This is a genomic window from Streptomyces dysideae (assembly GCF_001514305.1).
Classification (GTDB): domain Bacteria; phylum Actinomycetota; class Actinomycetes; order Streptomycetales; family Streptomycetaceae; genus Streptomyces; species Streptomyces dysideae.
The window spans coordinates 23,345-30,788 of the sequence record NZ_KQ949075.1 but is presented as its reverse complement, the minus strand read 5'-3'; the positions used below and the strand labels follow the sequence as shown (position 1 = coordinate 30,788).

Below are 7,444 nucleotides of genomic sequence, written 5' to 3'. Positions count from 1 at the left end.
AGCCGCCCTCGCCCTCGCCCTCGCCCGCGGCGACGGCCCGCAGGCCGGCGATGGCCTCGGGCAGGTCGTCGGCGACGACGGCCGTGCGGTGGTCGAGGGCGGCACGGGTGGTGAGCAGCGAGTACGCGACGTCCGCCGGAGCCCACTCCCCCGTTTCCAGGTGGTCGGCGAGCCGCTCCGCCTGCGCCTGGAGCGCGGCCGCCGAGCGGGCCGAGACCACGAACGGCAGCGGACCGGTGAACTCCGTCTCCTCCGCCGCGGGTTCCTCGGCGGGCGCCTCCTCGATGACGACGTGCGCGTTCGTGCCGCTCACACCGAACGACGAGACACCGGCCCGGCGTGGGCGGCCGTCCTCCCGGGGCCACGGGCGGGCCTCGGTGAGCAGTTCCACCGCGCCCTCCGACCAGTCGACGTGGGGGGTGGGCTCGTCGGCGTGGAGGGTCTTGGGGAGTTCCTCGTTGCGCAGGGCCATCGTCATCTTGATGACGCCGGCGACGCCGGCCGCGGCCTGTGCGTGTCCGATGTTGGACTTCAGGGAGCCCAGCCACAGCGGGCGGTCGTCGGGGCGGTTCTGGCCGTAGGCGGCGAGGATGGCCTGGGCCTCGATGGGGTCGCCCAGGGTGGTGCCGGTGCCGTGGGCCTCGACGGCGTCCACATCGGCGGGCGTCAGACGGCCGTTGGCCAGGGCCTGGCGGATGACCCGCTGCTGGGAGGGACCGTTGGGGGCGGTGAGGCCGTTGGAGGCGCCGTCCTGGTTGACGGCGGACCCGCGGACCACGGCGAGCACCGGGTGTCCGTTGCGGCGCGCGTCGGACAGCCGTTCCAGGAGGACGACGGCGACGCCCTCGGACCAGGCGGTGCCGTCGGCCGCGGCGGAGAACGCCTTGGCCCTGCCGTCGGCCGCGAGGCCGCGCTGGCGGGAGAACTCCACGAAGACGCCGGGGGTCGGCATCAGGGCCGCGCCGCCCGCGAGGGCCATGGCGCACTCGCCGCCCTGCAGGGACCTGACGGCGAGGTGGAGGGCGACCAGTGAGGAGGAGCAGGCGGTGTCGACCGTGACGGCCGGGCCTTCGAGGCCGAGGGTGTAGGAGACGCGGCCGGAGGCGACGCTGCCGGCGATGCCGATGCCGATGTAGCCCTCGGTACCCTCGGGGACCTGCTGGATGTTGCTGCCGTAGTCGTGGTGCATGAGGCCGCTGAAGACGCCGATGTGCGCGCCGCCCAGCGCGGTCGGGTCGATGCCGGCGCGTTCGAAGGTCTCCCAGGAGGTCTCCAGCAGCAGCCGCTGCTGTGGGTCCATCGCCACGGCCTCGCGCGGGGAGATCCCGAAGAAGCCGGCGTCGAACTCGGCGATCTCCGGGAGGAATCCGCCGTGCCGGGTGTAGGACGTGCCCGGGTGGTCGGGGTCGGGGTGGTAGAGGTGCTCGAGGTCCCAGCCGCGGTTGCCGGGGAACTCCGAGATGGCGTCGGTGCCGTCGGCGACCAGCCGCCACAGCTCCTCGGGGCCGGTGGCGCCGCCCGGCAGCCGGCAGCCCATGGCGACGATCGCGATGGGCTCGTCGGACGCGGATGTCTCCGGGACCTCGACGGCCGGTTCCTCGTCGAGGAGGCCGAACAGCCGGCGGCGCAGGTGGGCGGCGACGGCGGCTGGCTTGGGCTGGTCGAAGGCGAGCGTGACCGGCAGCCGTAGCCCGGTCTCCTGGGTGAGGCGGTTGCGCAGTGCGACGGCGGTGGCGGAGGTGAAGCCGAGTTCCTTGAAGCTGCGGCCGGTGTCGAGGGCGGCCAGGCCGGTGATGGCGCGGACCTGCTCGGCGACCAGTTCCAGCAGGACGCGCTGCTGCTCGGCCTCGGACAGGCCGTCGAGGCGGGCCCGCAGAATGTCGGTGGCGCGCTCGTCGGGGGCGGCGCCCGCACCGCGCGGGACGTCGATGAGGTCGGTGAGGAGCACGGGTACCTCGCCGTCGCCGAGCGCGGTGACGTCCGGGCGTACGGCGGCCAGTTGGGGCTGGGCGACGGTGTGCGCGGCGTCGAACATGGCGAGGGCGTCGTGCGCCGACAGCGCACCCACCGGCCACGGGTGCCCGGCCGTGGTGGCGGCGCCCTCCCAGGGGCCCAGGGCCAGGGACAGCGCAGGCAGACCGCGGGCGTGGCGGTGGCCGGCGAGGGCGTCGAGGGCCGCGGCGGCGGCAGCGGCGGGCCCGTGTCCGGGGGTGCCGAGGAGACCGTCGGCGGTGGTCACCACGATGAACGTGGCGAGCATCGAGTTCTTGGTCAGTTCGTGCAGGGCGAGGGCGCCCTGCAGGGCGAGGCGGCGGCCCTGCCGGGTACCGAGGTCCTCGCGGCCCGCGGTGTGCACGACCGCGGTGATCGGCGGGGCGGACCGGGCGAACAGTTTGGCGAGCGCCTTGCGGTCCGCGACGTCGCAGGTCTCGACGCGTACGTCGACGCCGGCCCGGGCGAGTTCGTCGCGCAGGGCGGTGTGCGCGCGGCCGTCCTTGCCGGCCAGCAGGACGCGGCGGGCGCCGTACAGCGCGACGAGGTGGCGGGTGATGTGCTCGGCTGCGGTGCCGTCGGCGCCGGTCACCAGGACGGTGCCGCTGGTGTCGGGGGCGCCGGCGCGGCTGCCGGTGGCGGCGGAGAAGGCGCTGCCGACGGCCGCGGCGCGGACCAGGCGGGGGCGCAGGACGACGCCGTCGCGGATGGCGGTCTGTGGTTCGGCGGCGGCGACCGCCAGGGAGAGGGCAGCGGCGAGCCGGGGCGCGTCGTTCTCCTCGTCGGCTCCGAGGTCGGTCAGCACGAACCGTTCCGGGAAGTCCGTCTGGTAGGAGCGCAGCAGGCCCCACACGGCGGCGTGGGCGAGGCCGTCGAGGGCGTCGTCGGGTCCGGTGGCGACGGCGTCGCGGGTGGCGACGACGAGCGGTACGGCGGCGGTGCGCTCCTCGGCGAGCCAGCCGTCGAGCGCCTCGGTGAGCCGGGCGACGAGGGCCTCGATCCCGTCGGTGCGGCCGACAGGGCCGCTGCCGTGGGCGTCGCCGAGGAGGAGTACGGCGACGTCGGGGGCGTCGGCGCCGGTGCCGAGCTCTTCCACCAGGGAGTCGAGGGCGTCGGTGCCGGCGAGCGCGTCGACGTCGGCGAGGTCGGCGAGGCCGCCCAGGGAGAGGTGGGTCTCGACGGTGTTGCCGAGGTCGCGCAGGGCGCCGGTGAGTGCCGTGCCGTAGATGTCGCCGGCCAGTACCCAGCGGCCGGGGACGACGCGGGGGGCGGGCACGGAGGGCAGTGGCAGCCAGTCGGTGCGGAAGAGGGACTCGTAGCGGCCGTCGCCAGAGGCGCGCAGCCGGGCCGGGCGCTCCAGCAGGACGTGCCGCATGATCTTGCCGGAGGCGGTGCGGGGGATGCGCTCGATCTCGTACAGCTCCTCGGGCACCTTGTAGTAGGCGAGGTGTTCGCGGCACGTGTCGAAGAGGCGCTCCAGGTCGACGCCCTGCGGTCCGGGGACGAGGAAGGCGACCGGGACCTCGCCGAGGACCTCGTGGGGCCGGCCCGCGACCGCCACGTCGGCGACGCCGGGCACGGCACGCAGGACGTCCTCCACCTCGCCGGGGTGGATGTTCTCGCCGCCGCGGATGATCAGCTCCTTGATGCGGCCGGTGACGGTGAAGTAGCCCTGCTCGTCGCGGCGGGCCAGGTCGCCGGTGCGGAACCAGCCGTCGCGCAGGGCGGCGGCGGTGGCCTCGGGCTGGTTGTGGTAGCCGACCATGACGCTGGCGCCCTTGACCCAGACCTCGCCCTCCGCGCCGACGGGGACGTCCACGCCGGTCTCGGGGTCGACAAGCCGCACGTCGAGGCCGGGGACGGGCAGCCCGCAGGAGCCCTCGACGCGGGCGCCGGTGGGCCAGTTGATGGTGATGGAGCCGCAGGTCTCGGTGGAGCCGTAGGCGTCCAGCAGCGGGGCGCCGAACACCTCCTCGAAGGAGCGGCGCAGCTCGGCGGTGGTGATGGCGCCGCCGACCAGGCACATGCGCAGGTCGGGTGCGGTGAAACCGGTCTCCCGGGCGGCCTGCACGAGATACCGGTACATGGTCGGCACGCCCGCCAGGAAGGTGGCCCGCTCCTCGTGTACGGCGTCGAGGATCTCGTCGGCGGAGAAGCCGTCGACGATCCGGGCGGTGGCGCCGACGGCCGTCACGGTCAGCACGCAGACGATGTGGGCGAGGCTGTGGAACAGCGGCAGCGGCCAGACGACCCGGTCCTCGTGGGTGAGGCCGGGTATGGGGGCGTAGCAGGCGGCCACAGAGGTGAGGCAGTTGCGCTGGGTGGACAGCACACCCTTGGGCCTGCCGGTGGTACCGGAGGTGTAGAGCATCCAGGCGACGTCGTCGAGGCCGAGGTCGTCGCGGGCGGGCTCGGCGGGTTCGGTGGCGGCGAGTTTCTCGAAGGAGACGGTGCCCACGGGGGCGGGTTCGTCGCCGGTGACGACGACGCGCAGCTGGGGGCGGTCCTTCACGAGCCGGGTGACGATCTCCATGCGGGAGGGTTCCGTGATGAGGACCCGGGCGCCGCTGTCGTCCAGGAGGTAGGCGAGTTCGGACTCGGTGAGGCGGGGGTTGAGGGGGACGCCGACGGCTGCGGCCCGGGTGATCGCGAGGTAGCTCTCGACGAACTCGACGCTGTTGCCGTGCAGGATCGCGGCCCGGTCGCCGGGCTGGAGACGCAGGGCCGCCAGGTGGCCGGCGAGCCGGCGGGTGCGGGCCTCCAGCTCGGCATGGCTCACGCTTCGCCTGGCGTCCCGGTAGGCGGTCTTGTTTCCGAAGCGATCGGAGTTCGCCCTCAGCAGCTGAGGCACCGGACGGATCAATTCGGTTCGCAGCACGGCGAAACACCTCTCATCGAAAGGAGACTCATGAACAGGCATGGACGGGCTCATGCGGAGACTTCAGCGTCACATTTCGGCCGTGTCCGTGGGCCACTATCACCCCCCCTAAAAGGACCCTGTATCGGCGGTCGTCCGGGTATGTGCGGGGTATGCGGCGGGCGAGTGTGGCGCAATGCGAAGGTAATTTCCGCAGCTCACTCGGAGGCGTTTCGATGTCGCATTCCCCTGGGACGGTGCCGGGGATTTCCGGCCGTACCCGGCTGTTCGCGGTGCTCGGTGATCCGGTACGGCAGGTGCGGGCGCCGGAGCTGCTCAACCCGGTCTTCGCCGAGCTCGGTCTGGACGCGGTCCTCGTACCGGTGCAGGCCTCCGCGGCTCATCTGGGCGAGGTGGTGCGGGGCCTGCAGCGGGCGGGCAACGTGGACGGGCTGCTGGTGACCGTCCCGCACAAGGCCGCGGCGCGGGCCTTCGCCGACGTGCGCAGTCCGGCGGTGGAGCTGGCGGGCGGCACCAACGCGCTGCGGCGCGGCGCTGACGGCCGCTGGTACGCGGAGAACTTCGACGGCGCCGGTTTCGTGGCCGGCCTGACCGCCGCCGGCCATCCGCCGGCCGGGAAGCGGGTGACGCTGGTGGGCGCGGGCGGGGCCGGCGGCGCGATCGCGGCGGCGCTGGTGCTCGCCGGGGTGGCCCGCCTGGACATCGTCGACGTGGACCAAAGCCGGGTCCGCACGCTCCTGACCCGTCTGTCCGCCCACGCACAGGGCCGCGTACACGGGGGCGAGCTCCCGCCCGAGGCCCCGACAGACCTGGTGGTGAACGCCACCCCCCTGGGCCTGCGCCCCGACGACCCTCTCCCTTTCGACCCGTCCCAGCTGGCCCCCGGCACGGTGGTGGCGGACATCATCATGACCCCCCGCGAAACCCGCCTCCTCCGCTCCGCGACCGCCCACGGCCTCCCGATCCACCACGGCGAACACATGCTGACCCAGCAACTGCACCTGTACCGGGAGTTCTTCGCCCTGCACCCGGCGGAGGCGGCCATCAGCGCCAGGCCCGGATTGCCGGACAGTGCGGGCCCGGTTCCCCCCGCGTGACCGGGGCCTTCTTAGCCTGCGCGCATGAATCCCACGATCGGCGACATCACGGACCAGCGGCCCCGGGGCCTCGCCCGGTTCCCCGACGACATCGAAGCCCGGCTGGCGGACGCGGTGGCCCGGCCGGCCGACCAGCAGCCCGAGTGGCCCGACCCGGCCCGTGCCCGGGCCGCGCGGGACGCGCTGACCCAGCTCCCGCCGCTCGTCGTGCCAGGTGAGGTCGACAGGCTGCAGGCCAGGCTGTCCCAGGTGGCCCAGGGGCAGGCGTTTCTCCTCCAGGCCGGCGACTGCGCGGAGACGTTCGACGGCAACACGGAGTCCCACGTCACCGCCAACATCCGCACTCTGCTCCAGATGGCCGTGGTCCTCACGTACGCGGCCAGCCTCCCCGTCGTGAAGATCGGCCGGATCGCCGGCCAGTACGCCAAGCCCCGCTCCAACGCGACCGACGCGCTGGGCCTGCCGGTGTACCGCGGCGACATCGTGAACTCCCTCGACCCGGCCCCGGGCGCCCGCGCGGCGGACCCGTCCCGGATGTTGCGCGCGTACGCGCACTCGGCCGCCTCCCTCAACCTGGTCCGCGCCATGGCCGCGTCGGGCGTCGCCGACCTCGGCCGGGTGCACGACTGGAACCGCGACTTCGTCCGTACGTCGTCCGCCGGCGAGCGGTACGAGGCGCTGGCCGGCGAGATCGACCGGGGCCTGTCCTTCATGGCCGCGTCCGGCGCGGACCACGGCGCCCTGCACACCACGGAGATCTACGCCAGCCACGAGGCCCTGCTGCTGGAGTACGAGCACGGCCTCCTGCGCTGGACCGGCGCACCGGCCGGCGAGCCCCGGCTGTACGGGCTGTCGTCGCACATGCTGTGGATCGGCGAGCGCACCCGCCGCCCGGACGGCGCCCACATCGCGCTCGCCTCGCTGCTCGCCAACCCGATCGGCCTGAAGCTCGGCCCCGGCACCTCCCCCGAGCAGGCCGTCGAGTACGTCGAGCGGCTCGACCCGGACAACGTGCCGGGCCGGCTCACCCTGATCAGCCGCATGGGCAGCGAGAAGGTCCGCGACGTCCTGCCGGCGCTCGTGGAGAAGGTCGAGGCGAGCGGCCACCGGGTGGTGTGGCAGTGCGACCCGATGCACGGCAACACCTACGAGGCGGCCAGCGGCTACAAGACCCGGAACTTCGACCGCATCCTCGACGAGGTGAAGGGCTTCTTCGAGGTGCACAAGGCGCTGGGCAGCCACCCGGGCGGCCTGCACATCGAACTCACCGGCGACGACGTCACTGAGTGCCTGGGCGGCGCCGAGCAGATCGACGAGGATGCGCTGGCCCTGCGCTACGAGACGAGCTGCGACCCGCGCCTGAACCCGAAGCAGTCGGTCGAACTGGCCTTCCTGGTCGCCGAGATGCTCCGCCCATGACGCTCCACCACGCAGCAGCAGAAGGGGCGCCCGGAATCTCCGGGCGCCCCTTCTGCGT

Annotated in this window: 3 protein-coding genes; 2 read left to right on the top strand and 1 reads right to left on the bottom strand. The window is 73.7% G+C overall.

Going from position 1 to position 7,444, the window contains the following annotated elements; genetic code table 11:
* Positions 1 to 4,912: AMP-binding protein (locus AQJ91_RS00135; RefSeq protein ID WP_199847813.1), on the bottom strand; the 4,912-nt coding region annotated here is incomplete at its 3' end.
* Between the two features lie 173 nt (positions 4,913 to 5,085).
* Between AQJ91_RS00135 and AQJ91_RS00130 the strand changes: the two genes are divergently transcribed.
* Both AQJ91_RS00130 and AQJ91_RS00125 read left to right on the top strand, forming a co-directional pair.
* Entirely contained in the window at positions 5,086 to 5,967 is an 882-nt protein-coding gene (locus AQJ91_RS00130; RefSeq protein ID WP_199847812.1) for a shikimate dehydrogenase family protein, read from the top strand.
* Between the two features lie 24 nt (positions 5,968 to 5,991).
* Positions 5,992 to 7,386, top strand: a complete 1,395-nt coding sequence (locus tag AQJ91_RS00125) for a class II 3-deoxy-7-phosphoheptulonate synthase (RefSeq protein WP_067014319.1) — start codon at positions 5,992 to 5,994, stop codon at positions 7,384 to 7,386.
* Positions 7,387 to 7,444: the final 58 nt, after the last annotated feature.

Coding starts and splice junctions, on each gene's coding strand:
- AQJ91_RS00125 (WP_067014319.1), top strand. CDS start 5,992: ATGAATCCCACGATCGGCGACATCACGGACCAGCGGCCCCGGGGCCTC.
- AQJ91_RS00130 (WP_199847812.1), top strand. CDS start 5,086: ATGTCGCATTCCCCTGGGACGGTGCCGGGGATTTCCGGCCGTACCCGG.